A 25,075-nucleotide genomic window follows, 5' to 3' on the forward strand; every position below is an offset into this window, starting at 1 on the left:
TCTGGCAACAGACGTTTCGGGATTGATGCGTTAGCAGAGTTTCGCGCCGGCCGATGCCGCCGCACAAGGAGATAGCATGATCGTTCGTCCTGTACGCAGCAGCGATTTGCCTGCGTTGATCGAATTGGCACGCAGCACCGGCACCACCGGGCTGACCACGCTGCCGGCCAACGAAGAGCGCCTGGGGCATCGCGTTGGTTGGGCGGAAAAAAGCTTTCGTGGCGAAGCCGAGCGTGGCGACACCGATTACCTGTTCGTGCTGGAAAACGACGAAGGTCTGGTGGTGGGTATCAGTGCCATCGCCGGCGCCGTCGGCCTGCGTGAGCCTTGGTACAACTACCGGGTCGGCCTGACTGTCAGCGCTTCGCAGGAGCTGAAGATCTACCGCGAAATCCCGACGCTGTTCCTGGCCAACGACCTGACCGGCAACTCCGAGCTGTGCTCGCTGTTCCTGCGTAGCGACTACCGCTCGGGCCTCAATGGCCGCCTGCTGTCGCGTGCGCGCATGCTGTTCATTGCCGAGTTCCCCGAGCTGTTCGGCAAGAAGATCATTGCCGAAATGCGCGGCATGTCTGACGAGCAGGGCCGTTCGCCGTTCTGGGAAAGCCTGGGCCGGCATTTTTTCAAGATGGAGTTCAGCCAGGCCGATTACCTCACCGGCGTGGGCAACAAGTCGTTCATCGCCGAACTGATGCCCAAGTTCCCGCTGTACACCTGCTTCCTGTCCGAAGCGGCGCGCAGTGTGATCGGCCGTGTGCACAAAGACACCGAGCCGGCGCTGGCCATGCTCAAGCAGGAAGGCTTCAACTACCAGGGCTACGTCGACATCTTCGATGCCGGCCCGGCCATCGAGTGTGACACTGCCAAGATCCGCGCCGTGCGCGAGAGCCAGACCCTGGTGCTGGCGGTAGGTACGCCAGGCGATGACGCGACCCCTTTCATCATCCACAACCGCAAGCGCGACGATTGCCGCATCACTGCTGCACCTGCACGGTTGGCCGCCGGCACCCTGGTGGTCGACCCGTTGACCGCCAAGCGCCTGCGCATGGGCGTCGGCGACAATGTCCGCGCGGTGCCGCTGTCGGCCAGCCGGGAGGCCCAGTAAATGACCACGCATTACATCGCAGGCAATTGGCAGGCCGGCCAGGGCGAAACCCTGCAGTCGCTCAACCCGGTGACCCAGGCCGTGATCTGGCAAGGGCAGGGCGCTGACGCCAGCCAGGTCGACGCTGCCGTGCAGGCTGCGCGGCAGGCCTTTCCGGCCTGGGCGCAATTGAGCCTGGAGGCACGTATCGATGTGCTGGAGAAGTTTGCCGCGCAGCTGAAAGTGCATGCCGAAGCCATGGCCCAGTGCATTGGCGAGGAAACTGGGAAGCCGCTGTGGGAATCTGCGACTGAAGTCACCAGTATGATCAACAAGGTGGCGATTTCAGTACAGAGCTACCGCGAGCGCACCGGCGAAAAGAGTGGTCCGCTGGCCGATGCCACGGCTGTTCTGCGGCACAAGCCTCACGGCGTCGTGGCGGTGTTCGGCCCTTACAATTTCCCCGGGCACCTGCCCAATGGCCATATCGTGCCGGCGCTGCTGGCAGGCAACTGCGTGGTGTTCAAGCCCAGCGAGCTCACCCCCAAGGTCGCTGAGCTTACCGTCAACTGCTGGATTGCTGCCGGCCTGCCGGCGGGGGTACTGAACCTGGTGCAGGGCGCACGCGAAACCGGTGTGGCGCTGGCCGCCAACCCAGGTATCGATGGCCTGTTCTTCACCGGCTCCAGCCGCACCGGCAACCTGCTGCATCAACAGTTCGCAGGCCGCCCAGACAAGATCCTGGCCCTGGAAATGGGGGGTAACAACCCGCTGGTGGTGGACGAGGTCAAGGACCTCGATGCGGCGGTGTATACCATTGTCCAGTCGGCGTTCATTTCCGCCGGCCAGCGTTGCACCTGCGCGCGGCGCCTGCTGGTGCCGCAAGGCGCCTGGGGCGATGCGCTGATCGCGCGCCTGGTCGAAGTGTGCAAAACCATCACGGTGGGGGCGTTCGATGAACAGCCGGCGCCTTTCATGGGGTCGGTGATTTCGCTGCAGGCGGCTCGGGCGCTGCTTGCCGCCCAGGTTGAACTGGCCGCCAAAGGTGGCGTGAAACTGCTGGAAATGACTCAGCCGCAGGCCGATGCTGCACTGCTGACCCCGGGCATTGTCGATGTCACCGCCGTGGCTGACCGCCCGGACGAAGAGTTTTTCGGCCCGCTGTTGCAGGTGATCCGCTACGCCGACTTCGATGCTGCCATCGATGAAGCCAATAACACCCAGTATGGCCTGGCCGCCGGCTTACTGTCTGATTCGCGGGCCCGCTACCAGTACTTCTGGTTGCGCAGTCGCGCTGGCATCGTCAACTGGAACAAGCAGCTGACGGGGGCTGCCAGCAGCGCGCCGTTCGGTGGTGTGGGTGCCAGTGGCAACCATCGCGCCAGCGCCTATTACGCGGCCGACTACTGCGCTTACCCCGTGGCTTCGCTGGAGACCGCCAGCCTTGCCTTGCCGGCGACCCTGACGCCGGGCGTCACCCTATAACAACAGGTCACGGAGCCTAGCCGATGAAATCCTATGAAGTGAATTTTGATGGCCTGGTGGGGCCTACCCACAACTATGGCGGCCTGTCTTACGGTAACGTGGCTTCGCAGAGCAACAGCCAGCAGGCGTCCAACCCGCGTGAGGCCGCGCGCCAGGGCCTGGCGAAGATGAAAGCGCTGGCCGACATGGGCTTCAAGCAGGGTGTTCTGGCGCCACAAGAGCGCCCGGACGTGGCGGCGCTGCGCCGCCTGGGGTTCAGTGGTAGCGATGCCGACGTTATCCAGCGCGCCGCCCGCGAGGCCATGCCGTTGCTGGTGGCCAGTTGCTCGGCCTCGAGCATGTGGGTGGCCAACGCCGCGACAGTCAGCCCGAGTGCCGACACTGCTGACGGTCGCGTGCACTTCACTGCCGCCAACCTCAACTGCAAATATCACCGCAGCATCGAACACCCGACCACCAGCCGCGTGCTGGGCGCCATGTTCAACAACGAGAAACACTTTGCCCACCACGCTGCGCTGCCTGCCGTGGCACAGTTCGGTGACGAGGGCGCGGCCAACCACACGCGCTTCTGCCGCGCCTATGGCGAGGCTGGCGTGGAATTTTTTGTCTACGGCCGCAGTGCCTTCGACAGCCGTTACCCCGCGCCACAGAAGTACCCGGCCCGACAAACCCTGGAGGCCTCGCAAGCTGTGGCCCGGCTGCACGGCCTGAGCGATGACGGTGTGGTCTACGCTCAACAGAACCCGGCGGTGATCGACCAGGGTGTGTTCCACAATGATGTGATTTCGGTCGGTAACGGCGAGGTGCTGTTCTACCACGAGGACGCGTTTCTCGAGACCGACGCGGTACTTGGGCAACTGCGAGCTAAACTGGCCAGCAAGGGTGGCAACTTCCAGGCCATCTGCGTGCCCAGGGCCGCGGTGGCGGTGGAGGACGCGGTGCGTTCCTACCTGTTCAACAGCCAGCTGCTCAGCCGCGACGATGGTTCCATGCTGCTGGTCGTGCCGGAAGAGTGCCGCAACAACGAGCGGGTCTGGGCCTATCTGGGTCAGCTGACCAGCCAGGGAGGCCCGGTGAAGGAGGTCAAGGTATTCGACCTCAAGCAAAGCATGCAAAACGGCGGCGGCCCCGCCTGCCTGCGTCTGCGCGTGGCTTTGAAAGAAGCGGAACTGGCAGCCGTCAACCAAGGCGTTATCATGACGGCCCCGCTGTATGACACGCTGCTGCAGTGGGTCGACAGGCACTACCGCGATCGCCTTGGCGAAGCAGACCTGGCTGACCCGCAACTGCTGGTGGAATGCCGTACGGCACTGGACGAATTGACCCAGATCCTGAAGTTGGGCTCGGTGTATCCGTTCCAACGCCAACCTTGAAGAGAGACTCTGTAATGACCGACGCCTTGCGCCTGATCCTCGAAGATGAAGACGGCACCCAGCTGGAAACTTCCTGCACCCGCTTTGCTGTGGTCTGGCAAGGCAAGGAAGTGTGGATTCAGCAGGATGGCCGTGGCCAGTTGCTGATCGGCGTGGATGTCGAGGAAGACGACACCGAGTATGCCAACTTGCTGCTGCGCCCGATGGCCACCAATCTGGTCAGCCTGCAGCTGGAAATGGAACCGGCAGAACTTGGCGAAGACGACGATCACGTTCATGGCCCTGACTGCGGTCACCACCACTAAGGAAGCACCTATGCTCGCCCTTGGCAAATTGCTTGAGCTGACCCTCACCGCTCACGAACCGGCTGAGAAGACCCAAGTGACACCCGGGGGCGCGCGTTTGCGATGGCTGGGGGAGGGCGCGCTCGAAGTGCGTCCGGCCGAAAGCGAAGATTGCGGGCTGGACTTGCTGTTGTCCGCCGGCATTCATGGCAACGAAACAGCGCCGATCGAATTGCTCGAGCGGCTGCTGCATGGCGTGGCCAACGGCAAGATCAAACCCAGGGCACGGGTGCTGTTCCTGTTCGGCAACCCGGCGGCGATCCGCAAGGGCGAGCGCTTTATCGAACAGGACATCAACCGCTTGTTCAATGGTCGCCATGAGCTGTCCAGCGGGTTCGAAGCACTGCGTGCTGCCGAGCTTGAACAGTTCGCCCGGGTGTTCTTCAGCAAGCCGGGGCGCAACCGCCTGCATTACGACCTGCATACTGCCATCCGCGGTTCGAAGATCGAGCAATTTGCCTTGTACCCTTATAAAGAGGGGCGCAAGCACTCCCGTCGTGAGCTGGCGCGCCTGGCGGCGGCAGGTATGGAGGCGGTGCTGCTGCAAAGCAAGTCGTCCATCACCTTCAGTGCTTTCACCTACGAACAGCTTGAGGCTGAAGCTTTCACCCTGGAGTTGGGCAAGGCCCGCCCGTTCGGCCAGAACGAGCAGGTGAACCTCGACAAGCTCGAAGAGCGGCTGATCCGCATCATCGAGGCTACCGAGCCCGAAAACGAAAGTTCGCTGGATGGCCTGCAGCTGTTCAGTGTTTCCCGCGAAATCATCAAGCACAGCGACAGCTTCCACCTGCACCTGCCGGCGGACATCGAAAACTTCTCCGAGCTGAGCAAGGGTTACCTGCTGGCTGAAGACCTGGCCGAGATGCGCTGGGTAGTCGAGGAGGAGGGTGCGCGCATCATCTTCCCCAATCCCAAGGTCAGGAACGGCCTGCGCGCCGGCATTCTGATCGTGCCGGATTCGGGGCAGCGGCTGGGGTGAGAGCGGTGTCGCCTGTTTCGCGGGTGAGCCCGCTCCTACGGGCACGGCGCCACATTAAGGCCTTGCACTTACCTTGTAGGAGCGGGTTTACCCGCGAACCAGGCGACACAGTTTCGGATCCTATCCATGATGAAAACCTTTTAATTCACCGCCTGTTCCCTTTTCCCCTCCCTTAAGCGGTAATTGGCTTGCCAGTGGCGAAACACAGGATTTAGCATCCGGTCATGTCGTTTTCGTTTGCATAGCCCGAAAAACCGTCCAAACGATGGCTTCTATCGTATAAACACACTGCATCAAGACTGCAGGACCGATATAATGCGGCCCTTTGCCGTCGTTTCGTCGACGCGTTTGCCCAACAGGGCCGCCGTTTCCGTGGAAGAACCTATGAAAAGCGCAGAAATCCGTGAAGCCTTCCTTCGCTTCTTCGAAGAGCAGGGACATACCCGAGTCGCCTCCAGTTCGCTGATCCCGAACAACGACCCGACCCTGCTGTTCACCAACGCAGGCATGAACCAGTTCAAGGACTGCTTCCTCGGTGCGGAGAAGCGCGCCTACACGCGTGCTGTCAGCAGCCAGAAGTGCGTGCGTGCCGGTGGCAAGCACAACGACCTGGAAAACGTCGGTTACACCGCGCGTCACCACACCTTCTTCGAAATGCTGGGCAACTTCAGCTTCGGCGACTATTTCAAGCGCGATGCCATTACCTTCGCCTGGACCTTCCTGACGTCTGAGCAGTGGCTGAACCTGCCCAAGGAAAAGCTCTGGGTCACCGTCTACGCCACCGACGACGAAGCCTACGACATCTGGACCAAGGAAGTCGGCGTGCCGGCCGAGCGCATGGTGCGCATTGGCGATAACAAGGGCGCCCCGTACGCCTCCGACAACTTCTGGACCATGGGCGATACCGGCCCGTGCGGCCCATGCACCGAGATCTTCTACGATCACGGCCCGGATATCTGGGGTGGCCCACCTGGCTCGCCAGAAGAAGACGGTGACCGCTACATCGAGATCTGGAACAACGTCTTCATGCAGTTCAACCGCACAGCCGACGGTGTGTTGCACCCGCTGCCAGCGCCGTCGGTGGACACCGGCATGGGCCTGGAGCGCGTCAGCGCCGTGCTGCAGCACGTGCATTCGAACTACGAGATCGACCTGTTCCAGAACCTGCTGGCTGCCGCAGCCAAGGCCATCGGTTGCAGCAATGACGGCCAGGCCTCGCTGAAAGTGGTCGCCGACCACATCCGTTCGTGCGGCTTCCTGATTGCCGACGGCGTGCTGCCGTCCAACGAGGGCCGTGGCTACGTGCTGCGCCGCATCATTCGCCGCGCTTGCCGTCACGGCAACAAGCTGGGCGCCAAGGGCAGCTTCTTCTACCAGATCGTTGCCGCACTGGCCGCTGAAATGGGCGAAGCCTTCCCGGAGCTGAAGAGCCAGCAAGCGCACATCGAGCGCGTGCTCAAGGCCGAAGAAGAGCAGTTCGCCAAGACCCTGGAGCAGGGCCTGCGCATCCTCGAGCAAGACCTGGCCCAGCTGAAAGGCGATGTGGTACCGGGCGACGTGGTGTTCAAGCTGTATGACACCTATGGCTTCCCGATGGACCTGACTGCCGACATCGCCCGTGAGCGTGAACTGACTATCGACGAAGCCGGCTTTGAGCGTGAAATGGACGCCCAGCGTGAGCGTGCCCGTTCCGCCAGCGCCTTCGGCATGGATTACAACAGCCTGGTCAAGGTCGACAGCGCCACCGAGTTCCTCGGTTACGACACCACCGAGGGCCAGGGCAAGATCATCGCCCTGTACAAGGACGGCCAATCCGTTGACCAGCTGGGTGAAGGCGAGCAGGGCGTTGTGGTGCTCGACCGCACGCCGTTCTACGCCGAGTCCGGTGGCCAGGTCGGTGACAGCGGCTTCCTGCAGGCGGGTGCTGCACGCTTCGACGTGCGTGATACCACCAAGACCGGCGGCGCCTTCCTGCACCACGGCGTGGTGGCCAGCGGTGCGCTGCTGATCGGTTCGCCCGTCGAGGCCAAGGTCGATGCCGACGTACAGCACGCCACCTCGTTGAATCACTCCGCCACCCACCTGCTGCACGAAGCATTGCGCCAGGTACTGGGCGAGCATGTACAGCAGAAGGGCTCGCTGGTCGACAGCCAGCGCCTGCGTTTCGACTTCAGCCACTTCGAAGCGGTGAAGCCGGAGCAGATCAAGCAGCTGGAAGACATCGTCAACCGCGAGATTCGCAAGAACACCCCGGTTGAAACCGAACTGACCGACATCGAAACTGCCAAGGCCAAAGGCGCAATGGCGCTGTTCGGCGAGAAATACGGCGACACCGTGCGTGTGCTGAGCATGGGCGGTGATTTTTCGGTGGAATTGTGCGGCGGTATCCACGCCAAGCGCACCGGTGACATCAGCCTGTTCAAGATCATCAGCGAAGGCGGCGTAGCCTCTGGCGTGCGCCGTATCGAAGCCGTAACCGGTGCCGCTGCGCTGGCTTACCTGAACGCTGCCGAAGAGCAGGTCAAGGAAGCCGCACAACTGGTCAAGGGTAACCGCGACAACCTGATCGACAAGCTGTCGGCTGTGCTTGAGCGCAACCGCCAGCTGGAGAAGCAGCTGGAACAGCTGCAGGCCAAGGCCGCCAGCGCCGCCGGGGACGATCTCTCCAACGCGGCCGTTGAGGTCAAGGGTGCCAAGGTCCTCGCCGCCCGCCTGGATGGGCAGGATGGCAAGGCCCTGCTGGCCCTGGTCGATCAGCTGAAGAACAAGCTCGGCCACGCAGTGATCCTGCTGGGCAGCGAGCATGAGGGCAAGGTTGTGCTGGTGGCCGGCGTGACCAAGGACCTCTCCAGCCAACTCAAGGCTGGCGATCTGATGAAACAAGCCGCTGCGGCGGTGGGTGGCAAGGGCGGCGGCCGTCCGGACATGGCCCAGGGTGGTGGCGTCGACGTCGCTGCCCTGGACCAGGCCCTGGCGCTGGCCGTGCCATTCGCAGAGCAGGGACTTTGAGATGAGGGGGTGGAGGGTCTAGTGGCCACACAGGCCACTCCCGTCCACCCCTTCATGTTGGATTGTTTTTTGGGGCCCTGTATGGGCTGAGGCACCATTGAAATGGCGTTGATCGTACAGAAATTTGGCGGCACCTCTGTCGGTTCCATCGAGCGGATCGAGCAGGTAGCCGAAAAGGTCAAGAAACACCGTGAAGCGGGCGACGACCTGGTGGTTGTGCTGTCGGCCATGAGCGGTGAAACCAATCGCCTGATCGACTTGGCCAAGCAGATCACCGATCAGCCGGTTCCTCGTGAACTGGACGTGATCGTGTCGACGGGTGAGCAGGTCACCATTGCCCTGCTGACCATGGCCTTGATCAAGCGTGGTGTGCCAGCGGTGTCCTACACCGGCAACCAGGTGCGTATTCTCACCGACAGCTCGCACAACAAGGCGCGCATTCTGCAAATCGACGACCAGAAGATTCGTGCCGACCTCAAGGAAGGTCGCGTGGTCGTGGTTGCAGGCTTCCAGGGTGTCGACGAGCACGGCAGCATCACTACCCTGGGTCGTGGTGGCTCTGATACCACCGGCGTGGCCCTGGCGGCAGCGCTGAAGGCTGATGAGTGCCAGATCTACACTGATGTCGATGGCGTCTACACCACCGATCCGCGCGTCGTGCCACAGGCTCGTCGCCTGGAGAAGATCACCTTCGAAGAGATGCTGGAAATGGCCAGCCTTGGTTCCAAGGTGCTGCAGATCCGTTCGGTGGAGTTCGCCGGCAAGTACAACGTTCCGCTGCGCGTGCTGCACAGCTTCAAGGAGGGTCCGGGTACCCTCATTACCATTGATGAAGAGGAATCCATGGAACAGCCGATCATTTCCGGTATCGCCTTCAACCGTGATGAAGCAAAGCTGACCATTCGCGGCGTGCCGGATACCCCGGGCGTGGCCTTCAAGATCCTCGGCCCGATCAGCGCTTCGAACATCGAAGTCGACATGATCGTGCAGAACGTTGCTCACGATAACACCACCGACTTCACCTTCACCGTGCACCGCAACGAGTACGAGAAGGCGCAGAGCGTGCTGGAAAACACTGCGCGCGAAATCGGTGCCCGTGAAGTGATCGGCGACACCAAGATCGCCAAGGTCTCGATCGTCGGCGTCGGCATGCGTTCGCACGCCGGTGTTGCCAGCTGCATGTTCGAAGCCCTGGCCAAGGAGAGCATCAACATCCAGATGATCTCCACTTCCGAGATCAAGGTTTCGGTGGTGCTCGAAGAGAAGTACCTGGAGCTGGCCGTGCGCGCGCTGCATACCGCGTTCGATCTGGATGCTCCTGCCCGACAGGGCGAGTAAGGCGCTGCCTGGAAGGGCGCGGCTTGCCGCGCCCTTCGCGTTTCTGCTCGCCGCGCAGGTCCTGTCCTGCCTTGTGCGGCGAGTAACCGGGGCCATGGTCGTCGTCCGCGACCCGGGCCCGATATCCAAGACTGTTACCCCTGAATGTTTTGCGTAAGGAGAAAGCTATGTTGATTCTGACTCGTCGGTGCGCCGAGAGCCTGATCATTGGAGACGGCGAGATCACCGTGACGGTGCTTGGCGTCAAAGGCAACCAGGTGCGTATTGGCGTGAGCGCCCCGAAAGAAGTGGCAGTTCACCGCGAGGAAATCTACCTGCGGATCAAGAAGGAGAAGGATGAAGAGCCAAGCCTTTAATTTTTTTGAAGTTTTTTTCAAAAAAAGGGTTGCAAAGGTGAAAGAGGTTCTTTAATATTCGCCTCGTGTTGCGGTGAGGTGGCCGAGTGGCCGAAGGCGCTCCCCTGCTAAGGGAGTATACCTCATAAGGGTATCGGGGGTTCGAATCCCCCCTTCACCGCCATTATTTGCGTAGGGCGCTGTAAACGGTAGGAACGCTAAGTAGTTGTTTTATAACGAAAAGCTTCTTGCAAAAATGTTTCAGCGACCTATAATGCGCGGCAAGACACGGACTCATAGCTCAGCTGGATAGAGTACTCGGCTACGAACCGAGCGGTCGCAGGTTCGAATCCTGCTGAGTCCGCCACTTTTGAAGTGGCTTTGTTTGCAAGGCTGCTTCAATCAACCAGCGGTATCTGGTCTAAAACTGCCAATCGCGGACTCATAGCTCAGCTGGATAGAGTACTCGGCTACGAACCGAGCGGTCGCAGGTTCGAATCCTGCTGAGTCCGCCACTTTCTTGAAGTGGTTCTGCTTGCAAAGCCATTTCAGTCAACCAGCGGTAATCTGGTTTAAAACTGCCAATCGCGGACTCATAGCTCAGCTGGATAGAGTACTCGGCTACGAACCGAGCGGTCGCAGGTTCGAATCCTGCTGAGTCCGCCACTTTCTTGAAGTGGTTCTGCTTGCAAAGCTACTTCAGTCAACCAGTGGTAATCTGGTCTAAAACTACCACCACGGACTCATAGCTCAGCTGGATAGAGTACTCGGCTACGAACCGAGCGGTCGCAGGTTCGAATCCTGCTGAGTCCGCCATACCCCATCAAAAAGCCCGCTCAATAGAGCGGGCTTTTTGTTTGTGCGCCAATGAATTCTTGAGCCTGTCGATCTACGCTCTTCTGTAATGATTGCGGTGTAGTCTTGAGCCGCTGAGCGGCCTCAAAAATCAAATGTGCTTTCTCATCCACAACAACCGTCGCACTGATAGCTTCGAGCGTTGTCCCAGCTTTATCACGCAAACGATTGTTCTGGCCAAAAATTTAAGCGATCTGACAGCTTTAGCAGTGTATGATTGCGCCCGTCAGCCCCGCCGGGGCTTGTGGAAAACCACCATGGACTTACCCAGTAGTTACTCGCTAACACGATTCATACAGAAAGATCTGACCGATTGATTCCCTCGGCGTGCTCCGCTGCTGGGAGTGGAGTTCGCCTATGACCGAAGTAGAAGTTAAAAAAGCGCAAGAAAGCCTGCAGGATCGCCTGGCCCAGGTGGTCGAACTGCTGCAGCGTCAGCGCATGGTCGAAGACCTGACCCATCGCCAGGAAGGCGCGCACAATGACCTGGTGGAAAACCTGGTCCACCGCCAGAACCTCGTCGAGCTGCAGCGCAAGCTCGATGACCTGCACCCCGCCGACATCGCCTACATCCTCGAAGCCTTGCCCCTGGAAGATCGCCTGACGGTCTGGCAGCTGGTGCGCTCGGAGCGCGATGGCGACATCCTGCTGGAAGTTTCCGATTCGGTTCGCCAATCGCTGATCGCCGACATGGACGATCACGAGCTGCTGGCTGCCGCCAAGGAGATGGACGCCGACGAACTGGCCGACCTCGCCCCAGAGCTGCCGCGTGACGTTGTTCACGAGCTGATGGAAACCCTCGATGCCCAGCAGCGCGAGCGGGTGCGTTCGGCGCTGAGCTATGACGAGGAGCAGGTCGGTGCGCTGATGGACTTCGAGATGGTCACCATCCGCGAAGATGTCAGCCTGGAAGTGGTGCTGCGCTACCTGCGCCGCCTGAAAGAATTGCCGAACCACACCGACAAATTGTTCGTGGTTGATTACGACGGCATCCTCAAGGGGGTATTGCCGATCAAGCGCCTGCTGGTCAACGACCCGGAGAAGAAGGTGGCGGAGGTCATGGCGACCGACCCTGTCTCCTTCCAGCCCGAGGAAGATGCCTACGATGCAGCGCAGGCTTTCGAGCGTTATGACCTGGTATCCGCCCCGGTGGTGGACAAGAGCGAACGCCTGATCGGCCGTCTGACCATCGACGAAATGGTTGACCTGATCCGTGAGGAAAGCGAGAGCGAAGTCCTCAACATGGCGGGTCTGCGTGAAGAGGAAGATATTTTCGCCTCGGTCTGGCGTTCGTTCCGCAACCGTTGGGCGTGGCTGGCCATCAACCTGATTACCGCGTTCGTTGCTTCGCGAGTGATCGGGTTGTTCGAAGGTTCGATTGAAAAGCTGGTGGCGTTGGCTGCGTTGATGCCGATCGTTGCGGGTATTGGTGGCAACTCTGGTAACCAGACCATCACCATGATCGTCCGCGCCATGGCCCTGGACCAAGTGTCGCCAGGCAATACCAGCCGCTTGATGCGCAAGGAATTGGCGGTGTCGCTGATCAACGGCCTGGTTTGGGGCGGAGTGATTGGTGCGGTGGCTTTCTGGCTGTATGGCAGCTGGTCGCTGGGGGTGGTGATGACTGCAGCGATGACCTTGAACTTGTTGTTGGCAGCGCTGATGGGCGTGCTGATCCCGATGACATTGGCTCGCCTGGGGCGCGACCCTGCGATGGGGGCGAGCGTGATGATCACTGCTGTGACCGACAGCGGTGGTTTCTTCATCTTCCTTGGGCTGGCGACGCTGTTCCTGTTGTAAGCCCATCCTCCCTGTGGGAACGTCCCACAGGGAAATGCCTTTGCTGCCAATCAGTCATCCACAAAAAAGCCAGCTTACGCTGGCTTTTTTGTGTTCGCTGCAGGCCTCAGGAAGCGTCTGCGGCCATTTCCACATCGTGAGCGATGAGGGCGACCAGGGCGTTCTGCTGGCGGTGGGACAGTTGGCGGAAACGCTGCAGCAACTCGCGCTCATGCAGGGATAGCTCAGGGCTGTCCAGGCGCATGCTCAGTTCGTCACCCAGCGCACCTTCCTGGATAAGGCTCTGCTCCAGGCGTGCAATGATCTCGGAGTTCATGCTGCGGTGGTGGTTGCGCGCTACCTCGGCAATGCGCTCACGCATTCCGTCTGGCAGGCGGACGACGAACTTGTCAGCGGTGCGGCTCGAATAAATAGCCTGTTTCATTGGGCGCATATAAATTGACCAGAGTTTGGTTCAGGGGAAGCGGTTCTCAAATTGGCCGCACGGGATGGAAGTACGACCGTGGCGACGACAAAATGTTCAACCGCCAGTGAAAAATGGATGCTCATCTTGCCTCATGGTCGCCGTTTGCTTGGCGTCAATTATGTGACAAATAGTGAGCCGGATAAAGGCTTTATGCCAGTACCAATTATCAGAAATGAGCACTGGTTTGAAAAGTTTTACATGCTCTGGCTAGCCTGGCCGTCAGTCTTTTGCCGTCAATAATCGGTAAAACGCAGAAAAATGCCCAGAAAAGCCCTAGAATGCGCCGGTTCTCTCCATAGAGCATAGTGGCTATGCAACATGACGCAAGCGACCGCCGATCAGGGACGGGCCGGTTGATATTTCTGGTTGGGCCGTCGGGTTCCGGGAAAGACTCCCTGATCGACGCTTCGCGTGAGCAACTGGCCCTCGCCGGGGTAGAAATTGCCCGCCGGGTCATCACCCGTTCGGCCGAAGCCAAAGGCGAAGCTGCCCAAGGGGTCACGCCTGAGCAGTTTGATACCTTGCGTGCGCAGGGTGCGTTTGCCATGCACTGGCGGGCCAATGGCCTGGACTATGGCATACCCCGGCAGGTGGACCAGTGGTTGGCGGCGGGGAGGGCAGTGCTGGTGAATGGCTCGCGGGCTTATCTGCCAGAAGCCCGTCAGCGCTACCCGGATTTGTTGGCCGTGTTGGTCGAGGTCAAGCCTGAGGTGCTGCGCCAGCGCTTGCTGGCCCGGGGCCGGGAAACTGCAGAAGAAGTGGAGCAGCGCCTGGCGCGCAGCGCACGCTTGCAAGCTGCAGCCGACCCGTCGGTGCATGTGCTGGATAATTCTTCCACACTGCAGGCGGCGGTCGCCGCATTTGTTTCGCTGCTTCGCCATCAGGGCGTGCTACCGCGGGGATAGCAGCGGCAGAAAAGGATTACGCGAAAAAGCCCAGTTGAGGCATGACAAACGCCAGCATGCTGGTTAACATGCTGGCCATCCCGCTGTGCAGCGCTCGCTGCCGGTCGTAGCGTCTCAGTAGCTCAATTGGATAGAGCATCCCCCTCCTAAGGGGAAGGTTGCAGGTTCAATTCCTGCCTGGGACGCCATTCTCGTCATTCCCATTATTGTCTCCGTCGCCTTTGTCGCCGTCGTGCTGCTGTTGACAGCACCTGCGCTTGGCCAGCGCTGTCATGCATCACGTTCGTGGCATAACGCCGCGCTTGGGGCCAGCCGCTGGCGCATCAGGAAGTACCCCGCCACCACCAGCAGTACCGTCAGCACCGTGAACCAGAATTGGAAACGCGATGCCGGGTCGAACGCCTGGGTGCCGATGACTGCCAGCAAGGCGAACAGCGCAATGATATTGGTGTAGGGGAACAGCCAGGCACGGAAGGCGTTTGGGGCGACCGCTTCGTGGCGGGTTTTCCTGCGCATCGCCACGTGGGCGATGATGATGAAGATCCATACGACCATGACCAGGCTGCCGGTACTCTTGGCCAAGGTCATGAACAGGTCGCCGCCACTGACAAAGTGCACGGTCAGGATCATCGTGCAGATCGACAGGCTCAGCAGCAGTGCATTGATCGGTACGCCCTTGGCACTGGTGCGTGAGAACAGCTTGGGCGCGTGACCGCGCTGGCTCAGCGAGAACAGCATGCGCGAGTTGGAGAACATGAACGAGTTCATCACCGACATGAACGAGACGAACAGCACCAGTTTCATGGCCACTGCAGCACCACCGAACCCGGCCAGGCTGAACAGCGAAACATAGGGCGAGGCCAGGTTGGCCTTGTCGGTCCAGGGCAGGCAAAGGATCAGGATCGACACAGAGCCTACGTAGAACAGCATCACCCGCAGGATCACGCTCTTGATCGCACGGATCACGTTCTGTCGCGGGTTCTCTGACTCACCCGCGGCCACAGCGGCAATTTCGCTGCCGCCCAAGGAGAAAATCACCACGATAACGCCGGCCATCACCGGTGACAGGCCGTTGGGCATGAAGCCGTCATGGGCGGTGAGGTTGATCAGGCCGGGGGCGGGAATCTCACTGTGCAGGCCGAGCAGGATCGAGACGCCCAGCAGCATGAAGATGAGGATGGTGGCGACCTTCATCGCGGCCAGCCAATACTCGACTTCGGCAAACGAACGCACCGAGTAGGCGTTGCTGGCCATGAGTGTCACCAGCATCAGGAAGGCACCTGCCCAGATCGGTAGCCAGGGCAGGAAGTCATGCAGGATGGCGCCCAGCAGTACCGCTTCCAGGGTGATGGTCATCATCGACTTGAACCAGTACAGCCAGCCGACCGCAAACCCTGCCCAGTCACCGAGGTAGGTGTTGGCGTAGGTCGAGAACGACCCTGCATCCGGGTTGCGGCAGGCCATTTCGCCCAGCATGAACATGACCAGGGTGACCACCAGGCCACCAATGAAATACGACAGTATGGCCGCGGGCCCTGCCGATGCGATCAGTGAGCCCGAGCCCATGAACAGCCCTGCACCGATCACCCCACCCAGCGCGATCATGGTGATATGCCGCTGCTTGAGGCTTTGCTTCAAACCGTGTGATTGCATTTCCTTGTCCTCTCTTATTTTAGGAGGGATCCGACATCGTCCCCCTACGCAGGCATCGTCATGCGCCTGCGTCCACGCGTGGCAAATAGCTACCAGCCTGCCACCCTGGACAATAAGGCCAAGGACCTCAAACGAATTCTCTGCACAACATCCTGCCGATTTTTCCTGAGACCGGTGATGGCCCCGTTAGCGTTGCAGTTGACGAAGCCATGCACCACCTGAACATCGACGCCACCGCACGCCTTCAAACCGCTCAGGCTGGGGCGCCTTGGACGAACCGCGGCGCTCTCCTTACCGGCCGCTGGCATTCCCTCACACCGGGCTTGCCGCTTGTTGCTCTTCATCCACGCCGCCGTCCACCTTGGCGACCTGCTCTTGCGCTTTCTCCTCGATCTTGCGCTTGATGTCTTCTTTCATGCGCTGGGCGATCAACTCGTCGACCTTTGCTTTCATTTCGGGCGGCAGGGCGTCGTACTCTTCTTCGGTCAAGCCTATTTCACGCAGCAGTTTTTCCTTGATCATCTCGCCGGGCGACTTGGACATGAAGTCTTGAAATTCCTGCCGGGCAGTCTTGGGCGGCAGGGGTTCTCCGATGACCGGCTCGGTGGTCGCAGAGCTCAGGTTTTGCAGTATCACCTTGAATTTGGCAAAGGCTTCTGCACGAGCATCCTCTGCGTTTTGCTGAGCGGTGCTGCCTCCATTCTGCTGTTGGCTCGCCGTGTTGGCGGTGGATATTGGCGTGCGGACAGGCGCAATCTGGGCCACTGCCTGCTCATCGCTGGTGGACCGAGGCTGATGGAGCGTGGGCTGCCAGCTGACGCCGTTCGGGGCGATTATCATGTTTCCTCCTTGGAAATCTCGTTGGCAGGTACCAAGCGCAAAAGCCATGCCAGCGCTGTGCCGGCCGAAATCAGGGCGTTGGCGCTATTTCGGTTGCACACGGGTGGGCATATGCTTGCCCGTGATAGGCATCATCTTGCCGCTCGCGGCAATCAACACCACTGTCGGCAGCCCCTTGATCGGAGCGCAGTTGCTGGGCATCAGGGAGAGCGTCCATGAGTCAAGAAACCCGGCCGGTACCTGCCGGCTTCAGTGAACAGCAATTGCACACCTTGTTCGATTTGATCAGTGATGGCATCTGGGACTGGAATGCCAATACCGGCTACGTTTATCGCAACCCGGGCTGGTACAGCATGCTGGGTTATGCCAGCCACTCCATGGCCAACTCGGTATTTACCTGGGAAAGCGTGATCCATCCCGAAGACTACCCCCGGGTAATGGCCCATTTCGAGGCCTATATCAATCAGCGCAACGAGCGCTACCGCATTGAATACCGTTGCCGTTGTCAGGACGGCAGCTACATCTGGATCGAAGACAGCGGCTACGTCATCGCGCATAACAAGGACGGTTCCGTGGCACGCATGCTGGGTGCGCATCGCAATATCGACGCTGGCAAGCGCTTGGTGACGCAACTGGAACAGAAGAACCAGTCGCTGGAATTTCAGGTGGCCGAACGCACCCGTGAGTTGTCCTGGGTGAACCAGCAGTTGCAGCGGCAACTGGACGAAAACCGTGAATTGGCCGAACGCGATGCGTTGACCCGTGTTGCCAACCGTTACCGGCTGGAGAGCGCGTTGCAGCGGGAGTGCCAGCGCGCCCAGCGCTTCCGCCAGCCGTTGTCGCTGATCGCCATGGACATGGATGATTTCAAACCGATCAACGACCGCTACGGTCACGCCCGTGGCGATGCGGCGCTGGTCCGGGTGGCCGAAAGCCTGCGCACCTGCTTGCGCGAACTGGACCTGCTGGCGCGCTGGGGCGGCGACGAGTTCGTCATCGTGCTGCCGCAGACCGCATTGGGGGAGGCGCTGGATGTGGCGGCGCGCTTGCGCCAGGTGCTGGAGCAGGTGGAGCCGGTGGGTGATTGCCGGCTGACCATGAGCTATGGCGTGGTGCAATGGCTGGAAGGGGAGGACCAGCACGCGCTGCTGGCGCGTGCCGACAAGGCACTCTACAGGGCCAAGGGGACAGGCAAGAACGCAATTGCCGAGTAGCTAGTGTGGTGTTTCACAAATAACGACCATAATTCGCGGCGCTTTTTGCGCTCATGCGGCGTTGTCGCTCCTCGCCGTAGCTGGGCTACGACTCGTCGCGACGCCTTGCCTGAGCGCAAAAATCGCTCGCGAGTTATTGGCCGTATTTGCAAAACACCACACTAGCCCCTCAAAGAGCGCGCTGTTTTCTGGAGGCTTGGATGACCTGAATGAAAAAAGACCCGCAGCGCCTCTCGGCGCAGCGGGCCAAATCGGCCTCGGCCGCTTCAGTGTCAGATATGCAAGGCGTGGCCCAACGCGCGCAGGGCGGCTTCTTGCACCGCTTCACCCAACGTGGGGTGGGCATGAATGGTGCCGGCCACATCTTCCAGGCACGCGCCCATCTCCAGCGATTGGGCAAACGCGGTGGATAGCTCGGAGACCGCCACGCCAACCGCCTGCCAACCCACGATCAGGTGGTTGTCACGGCGCGCCACTACCCGCACGAAACCGCTTTTTGACTCCAGGCTCATGGCCCGGCCATTGGCGGCAAACGGGAACTGCGCGACGATGCAGTCCAGGCCCTGCTGGTTGGCTTGTTCCGGGGTCTTGCCGACCACCACCACTTCCGGGTCGGTAAAGCACACGGCGGCAATCGCTGCCGGCTCGAAGCGTCGAGCCTTGCCGGCGATGATTTCGGCGACCATCTCGCCCTGGGCCATGGCCCGGTGCGCCAGCATTGGTTCGCCAGCGACGTCGCCGATGGCCCAGACGTTGTGCATGCTGGTATGACAGCGCTCGTCGATGGCAATGGCGGCGCCGTTCATCTTCAGGTCCAGGCATTCCAGGTTGAAGCCCTTGGTGCGTGGCCGGCGGCCAACGGCCACCAGTACCTGGTCGGCCTCCAGGCGCAGTTGCCCACCCTTGCCGTCGCTGGCCAGCAGGCAGCCATTTTCGTAGCCCTCGACGCTGTGGCCCAGGTGCAACGCGATGCCCAGTTTCTTCAGCGACTCGGCCACCGGGGCGGTCAATTCGCTGTCGTAGGTCGGCAGGATGCGTTCGCGCGCTTCCACCACACTCACCTGTGCACCCAGCTTGCGGTAGGCAATGCCCAGCTCCAGGCCGATATAGCCACCGCCGACCACCACCAGGTGTTGCGGCAGGGCTTTCGGCGCCAGGGCTTCGGTCGAGGAAATCACCGGGCCACCCAGCGGCAGCATCGGCAGTTCGACACTGCTGGAACCGGTCGCCAGCAACAGATGCTCGCACTGGATACGCTGGCCATCGACCTCGACCTGCTTGCCGTCCAGTACCTTGGCCCAGCCATGCACCACTTTCACCCCGTGCTTTTTCAGCAGGGCGGCAACACCGGTGGTCAGACGGTCGACAATGCCGTCCTTCCAGGTGACGCTCTGGCCGATGTCCAGGCGCGGCGAAGCCACGCTGATGCCCAGCGGCGAGGGTTCGGTAAAGCGCGAGGCCTGGTGAAACTGCTCGGCCACGTGGATCAGCGCCTTGGACGGGATGCAGCCGATGTTCAGGCAGGTGCCGCCCAGTGCCTGGCCTTCCACCAGTACGGTAGGAATGCCCAGTTGCCCGGCGCGGATGGCTGCTACATAGCCGCCAGGGCCGCCGCCGATGATCAACAGGGTAGTCTGGATAATCTGTTGCATGCTCACTCCACGAACAGGCAGGCGGGTTGTTCGAGCAGGCCACGCACGGCCTGGATGAACAGGGCAGCGTCCATGCCATCGACCACGCGGTGGTCGAACGAGCTGGACAGGTTCATCATCTTGCGCACGACGATCTGGCCATCAATCACCACCGGTCGTTCGACCATGCGGTTGACCCCGACGATTGCCACTTCCGGGGTGTTGACCACCGGCGTGCTGACAATGCCACCCAGGGCGCCAAGGCTGGTCAGGGTAATGGTCGAGCCGGACAGCTCTTCACGGCTGGCCTTGTTGTTACGTGCCGCGTTGGCCAGGCGCGAAATCTCGCCGGCATTGGCCCACAGGCTGCCCGCTTCGGCGTGGCGCAGCACCGGTACCATCAGGCCGTTGTCACCTTGGGTGGCAATGCCCACATGGACCGCGCCATGGCGGGTGATGATCTGCGCTTCGTCGTCGTAGGTCGCGTTGATCTGCGGGAAGTCACGCAGCGCCACGACGAGGGCGCGCACCAGGAATGGCAGCAAGGTCAGTTTGCCGCGGCTGTCGCCGTGCTTGCTGTTGAGTTGCTGGCGCAGGGCTTCCAGGGCGGTGACGTCGATTTCCTCGACATAACTGAAGTGCGCGACCCGGCGTTTGGCGTCCTGCATGCGCTGGGCGATCTTGCGGCGCAGGCCGATCACCGGCACCTGCTCGCTGTCGGTGCGCTTGGCATAACCATCAGGTGCTTGCCCGGCATTGCTTTGCGGCTTGCTCATGAAGGCGTCGAGGTCTTCGTGCAGAATGCGCCCGGCCGGGCCGCTACCATGCACATAACGCAGTTCGATACCGGCGTCCAGGGCGCGTTTGCGCACGGCCGGCGAGGCCAGCGGCTTGTCGCCCGGCTGGCGCGGCACGATGGGCGCAGCTTCGTGGTTGGCGGGCGCCTGGTACACGGCGGGTTTTACGTCTTTCTGCGGTTCCGGCTTGGCTGCAATCGGGGCGGCCGGGGCCTCTACCGGTTTTGGCTGAGGCACGTCCACATGGTTGCCGCTGCCTTCCACTTCGATGCGGATCAGTTCGCTACCGACCGCCATCACTTCCCCGGGCTGGCCACCCAGGGCCAACACCTTGCCGCTGACCGGCGAGGGGATTTCCACAGTGGCCTTGTCGGTCATGACGTCGGCCACCACCTGGTCCTCGGCGATGATGTCGCCGACCTTGACGAACCATTCCACCAACTCGACCTGCGCGATGCCTTCGCCAATGTCCGGCATCTTGATGACGTGCGTGCCCATTCAGACCTCCATGACCTTTTTCAGTGCCGCACCTACCCGCGAAGGGCCGGGGAAGTAAGCCCATTCCTGTGCGTGAGGGTAGGGGGTGTCCCAGCCGGTGACGCGCTCGATCGGCGCCTCCAGGTGGTGGAAGCAGTGCTCCTGCACCAGCGCCACCAGCTCGGCACCGAAGCCGCAGGTGCGGGTGGCCTCGTGCACCACCACGCAACGGCCGGTCTTTTTCACCGACTCGACGATGGTGTCCAGGTCCAGCGGCCACAGGCTGCGCAGGTCGATCACTTCGGCATCGACGCCGCTTTCTTCGGCGGCCACCTGGGCCACGTACACCGTGGTGCCGTAGGTCAGCACGGTCACGTCATTGCCAGGGCGGGTAATGGCGGCCTTGTCCAGCGGTACGGTGTAATAGCCGTCGGGCACGGCGCTGTGCGGGTGCTTCGACCACGGGGTTACAGGGCGGTCGTGGTGGCCATCGAACGGGCCGTTGTACAGGCGTTTGGGCTCCAGGAAGATTACCGGGTCGTCGCATTCGATCGAGGCAATCAGCAGGCCTTTGGCGTCATAAGGGTTGGACGGCATCACGGTGCGCAGGCCGCAGACCTGGGTGAACATCGCTTCCGGGCTCTGGCTGTGAGTCTGGCCGCCATAGATGCCGCCGCCGCAAGGCATGCGCAGGGTCAGCGGGGCAATGAACTCGCCGGCCGACCGGTAACGCAGGCGGGCCAGCTCGGAGACGATCTGGTCGGAGGCCGGGTAGAAGTAGTCGGCGAACTGGATCTCCACCACCGGGCGCAGGCCATAGGCACCCATGCCCACGGCGGTACCGACGATGCCGCTCTCGGAGATGGGCGCGTCGAACACGCGCGATTTGCCGTACTTGTTCTGCAGGCCTTCGGTGCAGCGGAACACGCCGCCGAAGTAACCGACGTCCTGGCCGTACACCACCACATTGTCGTCGCGCTCAAGCATGACATCCATGGCCGAGCGCAGGGCCTGGATCATGGTCATGGTAGTGGTGGCCATGGCGGTTTCCGGGTTGATGCTGTTGTTGTGGTCGTTCATCTCAAACCCCCAGTTCCTGGCGTTGACGGCGCAGGTGTTCGGGCATCTCCTTGTACACATCCTCGAACATCGAGGCGGCGCTCGGGATGTGCCCGTTAGCCAGGGTGCCGTACTGCTCGGCTTCTTTCTGTGCGGCAATCACCGCAGCTTCGAGCTCGGCCGTGACGGCCTGGTGTTCTTCTTCGGACCAGTGGCCGATCTTGATCAGGTGCTGCTTCAGGCGGGCGATCGGGTCACCCAGCGGGAAGTGGCTCCAGTCATCGGCAGGGCGGTACTTGGAGGGGTCGTCCGACGTCGAGTGCGGGCCGGCACGGTAGGTGACCCACTCGATCAGGCTTGGGCCCAGGCCGCGGCGGGCGCGCTCGGCAGCCCAGCGCGAGGCGGCGTACACGGCGACGAAGTCGTTGCCGTCAACCCGCAGCGAAGCAATACCGCAACCCACGCCACGGCCGGCAAAGGTGGTCGACTCGCCACCGGCGATGGCCTGGAAGGTGGAAATGGCCCACTGGTTGTTGACCACGTTGAGGATGACCGGGGCGCGGTATACGTGGGCAAAGGTGAGGGCGGTGTGGAAGTCTGACTCGGCAGTAGCGCCGTCACCGATCCACGCCGAGGCGATCTTGGTATCGCCCTTGATCGCCGATGCCATGGCCCAGCCGACCGCCTGCACGAACTGGGTCGCCAGGTTGCCACTGATGGTGAAGAAGCCGGCTTCGCGCACCGAGTACATGATCGGCAACTGGCGGCCCTTGAGGGGGTCGCGCTCGTTGGACAGCAGTTGGCAGATCATCTCGACCAGCGACACGTCGCGGGCCATCAGGATGCTTTGCTGGCGGTAGGTCGGGAAGCACATGTCGGTGCGGTTCAGCGCCAGCGCCTGGCCGCTGCCGATGGCTTCTTCGCCCAGGCTTTGCATGTAGAAGGACATCTTCTTCTGGCGCTGGGCAACCACCATGCGGCTGTCGAAGATCCGCGTCTTGAGCATGGCGCGCATGCCTTGACGAAGGATCTGCGGGTCAATGTCTTCGGCCCAGGGGCCTTGCGCGTCGCCTTGCTCGTCGAGCACGCGGACCAGGCTGTAGGACAGGTCGGCAGTGTCGGCAGCATCGACATCGATCGCGGGTTTACGGGCTTGACCTGCATCGTTGAGGCGCAGGTAGGAAAAATCGGTCTGGCAGCCTGGCCGGCCGGTGGGCTCGGGCACATGCAAACGCAGGGGGGCGTACTCGTTCATGCTTTTTACGCTCGCTCGGGTATTTGTTTTTGTGAGCTCTGAAGCGGCCGCCGCTGAGTACCGGCTTGTGACTGGTAAGTCAGCGTCACCTACATCTTAGTGGCCCGGCAGGAGAATTTTTCTCTCAAGTTGATTGCCTTTGCTGAGCGGGGCAGATAAACATTCCGCATAAACACAAAAAACCGGTGATTTTGTCTTATGCGCAAACTCGATCGTACTGATATCGGCATTCTCAACAGCCTGCAAGAGAACGCCCGCATCACCAATGCCGAGCTGGCACGCTCGGTGAACCTGTCGCCCACGCCTTGTTTCAACCGGGTGCGGGCCATGGAAGAGCTGGGGGTGATCCGCCAGCAGGTGACCTTGCTGTCGCCTGAGGTGCTGGGGCTGGATGTGAATGTGTTTATCCATGTCAGCCTGGAAAAACAGGTGGAGCAGTCGTTGCATCGGTTTGAAGAAGAGATCGCCGAGCGGCCCGAGGTGATGGAGTGCTACCTGATGACCGGGGACCCGGATTACCTGTTGCGGGTGCTGCTGCCGAGCATCCAGGCGCTGGAGCGGTTTCTCGATTACCTGACGCGCTTGCCGGGGGTGGCCAATATTCGTTCGAGTTTTGCCCTGAAGCAGGTGCGCTACAAGACGGCGTTGCCGTTGCCGGCCAATGGCATGACCTTGCGGGAGTAGGGGGGGCTGTGCCGGCCTGTTCGCGGGTGACACAGACACCTATATAGGCTGCTTGATATTTTAAACACCCGCAGCCTATGTTGTTGTCAGCCTACAACAACAAGGACAAGCGTCATGAGCACCGCTCAGCTCCAGGGCATCGATGAAATCGAATGCGTCACCCCCGACCTCAACGGCGTTCCGCGCGGCAAGGTGATGACCGCCGAAGGCTTCCTCGAAGGCCGTCGCCTGCAGATGGCCCGGGGTGTGCTGCTGCAGTGCATCATGGGTGGCTACCCAGCGGCGAAGTTCTACGGCAGTGATGACGGCGACCTGGCACTGGTGGCCGAACCCAGTCAGGTCCACCGCCTGCCCTGGAGCAAGGACGGCCGCGCCTTGGCCATCTGCGATGCCAACGAGCTGGATGGCCGGCCCTCGGCACTGTCCACCCGGGGCCAGCTAAAAGCCGTGATAGCCCGCTATGCGGCACTGGGCCTGGCGCCGGTAGTGGCAACCGAGCTGGAGTTCTTCGTCTTTGCCCCCAACACAGACCCGCAGCAACCGTTCCTGCCGCCTGTAGGCAGCGATGGCCGCCGCGAGCTGGGCCATTCGGCGTTCAGTGTCAGTTCCAACAACGGCCTGCGCCCGTTCTTCAAGGAGGTGTACCACTGCATGGCCGCGCTCGGCCTGCCACGTGACACCTTCATGCACGAAATGGGTGTCAGCCAGTTCGAGATCAACCTGCTGCACGGCGACCCGCTGCTGTTGGCCGACCAGACCTTCCTGTTCAAGCACCTGCTCAAGGAAGTGGCGCTCAAGCACGGGCTGACGGTGGTCTGCATGGCCAAGCCGCTGGCGCGTACGCCCGGCAGTTCCATGCACATTCACCAGAGCCTGGTCGAGGCCGGCAGCGGGCGTAACGTGTTCAGTGACGAGCAGGGCCTGCCGACAGACACCTTCCACCACTTCATCGGTGGGTTACAGGCGTGCATGGCCGACTTCACCGCCCTGTTCGCGCCCAACGTCAATTCCTACCAGCGCCTGTGCCACCCCTATGCCTCGCCGAACAATGCGTGCTGGTCCGAGGACAATCGCGCCGCTGGCTTGCGCATTCCGGCCAGTGCACCGGTAGCGCGACGGGTGGAAAACCGCCTGCCTGGCGCCGATGCCAACCCGTACCTGGCCATTGCTGCCAGCCTGGCCGCCGGGCTGCATGGCATCGAGCAGCGCTTGCAACCGTCGCCGGCCATCCAGGGCGAATTCGAAGTGCCCGAGCACCTGAGCCTGCCGTGCACGCTGCACGCGGCCCTTGAAAGGCTCAAGCGCAGCGCGCTGGCGCGGGAACTGTTCGGCAGCGAGTTCATCGAAGGCTACATTGCCAGCAAGACGCTTGAGCTGAGCGATTTCTTCGACGAGATCACGCCGTGGGAGCGCCGGGTCCTGGCGGCACAGGCCTGAGCGCGACACAACCTGCACCGGGCACGCCCCCGCAATGCCAAATAGCTGTCGGGGG

General features: G+C 61.4%; 21 protein-coding genes and 6 tRNA genes. 19 read left to right on the forward strand and 8 right to left on the reverse strand.

The window, feature by feature from the left end; genetic code table 11:
* The first annotated feature begins 76 nt into the window (after nucleotides 1–76).
* From astA to ACK59Z_RS06260, 13 genes are all read left to right on the forward strand, one after another.
* Nucleotides 77–1,105 carry an arginine N-succinyltransferase gene (astA, locus tag ACK59Z_RS06200; RefSeq protein ID WP_003254513.1) on the forward strand — a complete coding sequence of 343 codons (1,029 nt, stop codon included), beginning with the start codon at nucleotides 77–79 and terminating at the stop codon, nucleotides 1,103–1,105.
* Nucleotides 1,106–2,569 carry a succinylglutamate-semialdehyde dehydrogenase gene (astD, locus tag ACK59Z_RS06205; protein WP_004577069.1) on the forward strand — a complete coding sequence of 488 codons (1,464 nt, stop codon included), beginning with the start codon at nucleotides 1,106–1,108 and terminating at the stop codon, nucleotides 2,567–2,569.
* Between the two features lie 23 nt (nucleotides 2,570–2,592).
* Nucleotides 2,593–3,942 (forward strand): N-succinylarginine dihydrolase, encoded by a 1,350-nt coding sequence (gene astB, locus ACK59Z_RS06210; protein ID WP_004577068.1) that lies wholly within the window; start codon nucleotides 2,593–2,595, stop codon nucleotides 3,940–3,942.
* A gap of 14 nt (nucleotides 3,943–3,956) precedes the next feature.
* Nucleotides 3,957–4,247: a topoisomerase II gene (locus tag ACK59Z_RS06215; protein WP_003254508.1), complete on the forward strand. Its 291-nt coding sequence runs from the start codon at nucleotides 3,957–3,959 to the stop codon at nucleotides 4,245–4,247.
* A 10-nt stretch (nucleotides 4,248–4,257) separates the two neighbouring features.
* Nucleotides 4,258–5,265 carry a succinylglutamate desuccinylase gene (gene astE, locus ACK59Z_RS06220; RefSeq protein ID WP_003254507.1) on the forward strand — a complete coding sequence of 336 codons (1,008 nt, stop codon included), beginning with the start codon at nucleotides 4,258–4,260 and terminating at the stop codon, nucleotides 5,263–5,265.
* A 384-nt stretch (nucleotides 5,266–5,649) separates the two neighbouring features.
* Complete coding sequence (gene alaS, locus ACK59Z_RS06225) at nucleotides 5,650–8,274, forward strand: alanine--tRNA ligase (protein WP_029611822.1); 2,625 nt, start codon at nucleotides 5,650–5,652, stop codon at nucleotides 8,272–8,274.
* A gap of 102 nt (nucleotides 8,275–8,376) precedes the next feature.
* Nucleotides 8,377–9,612: an aspartate kinase gene (locus ACK59Z_RS06230; protein WP_003254504.1), complete on the forward strand. Its 1,236-nt coding sequence runs from the start codon at nucleotides 8,377–8,379 to the stop codon at nucleotides 9,610–9,612.
* 167 nt (nucleotides 9,613–9,779) lie between these two features.
* Nucleotides 9,780–9,968, forward strand: coding sequence for a carbon storage regulator CsrA (gene csrA, locus ACK59Z_RS06235; protein ID WP_003254503.1), 189 nt, complete (start codon nucleotides 9,780–9,782; stop codon nucleotides 9,966–9,968).
* Nucleotides 9,969–10,040: 72 nt separating this feature from the next.
* Nucleotides 10,041–10,131, forward strand: a tRNA-Ser gene (locus ACK59Z_RS06240).
* 106 nt (nucleotides 10,132–10,237) lie between these two features.
* A tRNA-Arg gene (locus ACK59Z_RS06245) sits at nucleotides 10,238–10,314 on the forward strand.
* 71 nt (nucleotides 10,315–10,385) lie between these two features.
* Nucleotides 10,386–10,462: transfer RNA gene (locus ACK59Z_RS06250), tRNA-Arg, on the forward strand.
* Between the two features lie 74 nt (nucleotides 10,463–10,536).
* Nucleotides 10,537–10,613 (forward strand) — tRNA-Arg (locus ACK59Z_RS06255).
* A gap of 73 nt (nucleotides 10,614–10,686) precedes the next feature.
* Nucleotides 10,687–10,763: transfer RNA gene (locus ACK59Z_RS06260), tRNA-Arg, on the forward strand.
* A gap of 20 nt (nucleotides 10,764–10,783) precedes the next feature.
* Here ACK59Z_RS06260 and ACK59Z_RS06265 read toward each other — a convergent pair.
* Nucleotides 10,784–10,966 (reverse strand): hypothetical protein, encoded by a 183-nt coding sequence (locus ACK59Z_RS06265; RefSeq protein ID WP_127644222.1) that lies wholly within the window; start codon nucleotides 10,964–10,966, stop codon nucleotides 10,784–10,786.
* 193 nt (nucleotides 10,967–11,159) lie between these two features.
* Here ACK59Z_RS06265 and mgtE point away from each other — a divergent pair, with 193 nt between their 5' ends.
* Nucleotides 11,160–12,602: a magnesium transporter gene (gene mgtE, locus ACK59Z_RS06270; RefSeq protein WP_003254500.1), complete on the forward strand. Its 1,443-nt coding sequence runs from the start codon at nucleotides 11,160–11,162 to the stop codon at nucleotides 12,600–12,602.
* Between the two features lie 106 nt (nucleotides 12,603–12,708).
* Here mgtE and ACK59Z_RS06275 read toward each other — a convergent pair whose 3' ends face one another.
* The gene (locus ACK59Z_RS06275) at nucleotides 12,709–13,035 is read right to left on the reverse strand and encodes an Arc family DNA-binding protein (RefSeq protein ID WP_003254499.1); all 327 of its coding nucleotides are present in this window, start codon (nucleotides 13,033–13,035) and stop codon (nucleotides 12,709–12,711) included.
* 344 nt (nucleotides 13,036–13,379) lie between these two features.
* Here ACK59Z_RS06275 and phnN point away from each other — a divergent pair, with 344 nt between their 5' ends.
* Both phnN and ACK59Z_RS06285 read left to right on the forward strand, forming a co-directional pair.
* A complete protein-coding gene (phnN, locus tag ACK59Z_RS06280) occupies nucleotides 13,380–13,973 on the forward strand; it encodes a phosphonate metabolism protein/1,5-bisphosphokinase (PRPP-forming) PhnN (protein WP_047604204.1) in 594 nt (197 codons plus the stop codon).
* 111 nt (nucleotides 13,974–14,084) lie between these two features.
* Nucleotides 14,085–14,161, forward strand: a tRNA-Arg gene (locus ACK59Z_RS06285).
* 82 nt (nucleotides 14,162–14,243) lie between these two features.
* Here ACK59Z_RS06285 and ACK59Z_RS06290 read toward each other — a convergent pair.
* Both ACK59Z_RS06290 and ACK59Z_RS06295 read right to left on the reverse strand, forming a co-directional pair.
* Entirely contained in the window at nucleotides 14,244–15,626 is a 1,383-nt protein-coding gene (locus ACK59Z_RS06290; RefSeq protein ID WP_108192216.1) for an amino acid permease, read from the reverse strand.
* Between the two features lie 312 nt (nucleotides 15,627–15,938).
* Nucleotides 15,939–16,466, reverse strand: coding sequence for a hypothetical protein (locus ACK59Z_RS06295; protein ID WP_108192217.1), 528 nt, complete (start codon nucleotides 16,464–16,466; stop codon nucleotides 15,939–15,941).
* Nucleotides 16,467–16,681: 215 nt separating this feature from the next.
* Between ACK59Z_RS06295 and ACK59Z_RS06300 the strand changes: the two genes are divergently transcribed.
* A complete protein-coding gene (locus ACK59Z_RS06300; RefSeq protein WP_409292634.1) occupies nucleotides 16,682–17,680 on the forward strand; it encodes a diguanylate cyclase in 999 nt (332 codons plus the stop codon).
* Between the two features lie 272 nt (nucleotides 17,681–17,952).
* Here ACK59Z_RS06300 and lpdA read toward each other — a convergent pair whose 3' ends face one another.
* The 4 genes from lpdA to ACK59Z_RS06320 are packed head-to-tail and all read right to left on the reverse strand — an operon-like array spanning nucleotide 17,953 to nucleotide 22,899.
* Nucleotides 17,953–19,332, reverse strand: coding sequence for a dihydrolipoyl dehydrogenase (gene lpdA / locus ACK59Z_RS06305; RefSeq protein WP_019750717.1), 1,380 nt, complete (start codon nucleotides 19,330–19,332; stop codon nucleotides 17,953–17,955).
* Between the two features lie 2 nt (nucleotides 19,333–19,334).
* The gene (locus ACK59Z_RS06310) at nucleotides 19,335–20,606 is read right to left on the reverse strand and encodes a dihydrolipoamide acetyltransferase family protein (protein ID WP_010955112.1); all 1,272 of its coding nucleotides are present in this window, start codon (nucleotides 20,604–20,606) and stop codon (nucleotides 19,335–19,337) included.
* On the reverse strand, nucleotides 20,607–21,665 hold the full coding sequence (locus tag ACK59Z_RS06315; protein ID WP_003254487.1) for an alpha-ketoacid dehydrogenase subunit beta: 1,059 nt from the start codon (nucleotides 21,663–21,665) through the stop codon (nucleotides 20,607–20,609). It abuts the gene before it with no gap.
* A gap of 1 nt (nucleotide 21,666) precedes the next feature.
* Nucleotides 21,667–22,899: a 3-methyl-2-oxobutanoate dehydrogenase (2-methylpropanoyl-transferring) subunit alpha gene (locus ACK59Z_RS06320; protein WP_003254486.1), complete on the reverse strand. Its 1,233-nt coding sequence runs from the start codon at nucleotides 22,897–22,899 to the stop codon at nucleotides 21,667–21,669.
* Between the two features lie 198 nt (nucleotides 22,900–23,097).
* Between ACK59Z_RS06320 and bkdR the strand changes: the two genes are divergently transcribed.
* Nucleotides 23,098–23,583, forward strand: a complete 486-nt coding sequence (gene bkdR / locus ACK59Z_RS06325; protein WP_003254485.1) for a Bkd operon transcriptional regulator BkdR — start codon at nucleotides 23,098–23,100, stop codon at nucleotides 23,581–23,583.
* A 195-nt stretch (nucleotides 23,584–23,778) separates the two neighbouring features.
* The gene (locus ACK59Z_RS06330) at nucleotides 23,779–25,020 is read left to right on the forward strand and encodes a glutamine synthetase family protein (protein WP_180988311.1); all 1,242 of its coding nucleotides are present in this window, start codon (nucleotides 23,779–23,781) and stop codon (nucleotides 25,018–25,020) included.
* Nucleotides 25,021–25,075 lie beyond the last annotated feature (55 nt).

Source organism: Pseudomonas sp. KCJK9058, assembly GCF_046230975.1.
GTDB classification, from domain to species: domain Bacteria; phylum Pseudomonadota; class Gammaproteobacteria; order Pseudomonadales; family Pseudomonadaceae; genus Aquipseudomonas; species Aquipseudomonas alloputida.

Excerpts from the sequence above, each read along its gene's own strand:
- ACK59Z_RS06215 (WP_003254508.1), top strand. The coding sequence starts at position 3,957 with ATGACCGACGCCTTGCGCCTGATCCTCGAAGATGAAGACGGCACCCAG.
- alaS (WP_029611822.1), top strand. The coding sequence starts at position 5,650 with ATGAAAAGCGCAGAAATCCGTGAAGCCTTCCTTCGCTTCTTCGAAGAG.
- ACK59Z_RS06290 (WP_108192216.1), bottom strand. The coding sequence starts at position 15,626 with ATGCAATCACACGGTTTGAAGCAAAGCCTCAAGCAGCGGCATATCACC.
- ACK59Z_RS06320 (WP_003254486.1), bottom strand. The coding sequence starts at position 22,899 with ATGAACGAGTACGCCCCCCTGCGTTTGCATGTGCCCGAGCCCACCGGC.
- astB (WP_004577068.1), top strand. The coding sequence starts at position 2,593 with ATGAAATCCTATGAAGTGAATTTTGATGGCCTGGTGGGGCCTACCCAC.
- lpdA (WP_019750717.1), bottom strand. The coding sequence starts at position 19,332 with ATGCAACAGATTATCCAGACTACCCTGTTGATCATCGGCGGCGGCCCT.
- csrA (WP_003254503.1), top strand. The coding sequence starts at position 9,780 with ATGTTGATTCTGACTCGTCGGTGCGCCGAGAGCCTGATCATTGGAGAC.
- ACK59Z_RS06300 (WP_409292634.1), top strand. The coding sequence starts at position 16,682 with ATGAGTCAAGAAACCCGGCCGGTACCTGCCGGCTTCAGTGAACAGCAA.
- ACK59Z_RS06230 (WP_003254504.1), top strand. The coding sequence starts at position 8,377 with ATGGCGTTGATCGTACAGAAATTTGGCGGCACCTCTGTCGGTTCCATC.
- ACK59Z_RS06295 (WP_108192217.1), bottom strand. The coding sequence starts at position 16,466 with ATGATAATCGCCCCGAACGGCGTCAGCTGGCAGCCCACGCTCCATCAG.
- ACK59Z_RS06315 (WP_003254487.1), bottom strand. The coding sequence starts at position 21,665 with ATGAACGACCACAACAACAGCATCAACCCGGAAACCGCCATGGCCACC.
- astD (WP_004577069.1), top strand. The coding sequence starts at position 1,106 with ATGACCACGCATTACATCGCAGGCAATTGGCAGGCCGGCCAGGGCGAA.
- ACK59Z_RS06330 (WP_180988311.1), top strand. The coding sequence starts at position 23,779 with ATGACCGCCGAAGGCTTCCTCGAAGGCCGTCGCCTGCAGATGGCCCGG.
- astA (WP_003254513.1), top strand. The coding sequence starts at position 77 with ATGATCGTTCGTCCTGTACGCAGCAGCGATTTGCCTGCGTTGATCGAA.
- bkdR (WP_003254485.1), top strand. The coding sequence starts at position 23,098 with ATGCGCAAACTCGATCGTACTGATATCGGCATTCTCAACAGCCTGCAA.
- ACK59Z_RS06275 (WP_003254499.1), bottom strand. The coding sequence starts at position 13,035 with ATGCGCCCAATGAAACAGGCTATTTATTCGAGCCGCACCGCTGACAAG.
- astE (WP_003254507.1), top strand. The coding sequence starts at position 4,258 with ATGCTCGCCCTTGGCAAATTGCTTGAGCTGACCCTCACCGCTCACGAA.
- phnN (WP_047604204.1), top strand. The coding sequence starts at position 13,380 with ATGCAACATGACGCAAGCGACCGCCGATCAGGGACGGGCCGGTTGATA.
- ACK59Z_RS06310 (WP_010955112.1), bottom strand. The coding sequence starts at position 20,606 with ATGGGCACGCACGTCATCAAGATGCCGGACATTGGCGAAGGCATCGCG.
- mgtE (WP_003254500.1), top strand. The coding sequence starts at position 11,160 with ATGACCGAAGTAGAAGTTAAAAAAGCGCAAGAAAGCCTGCAGGATCGC.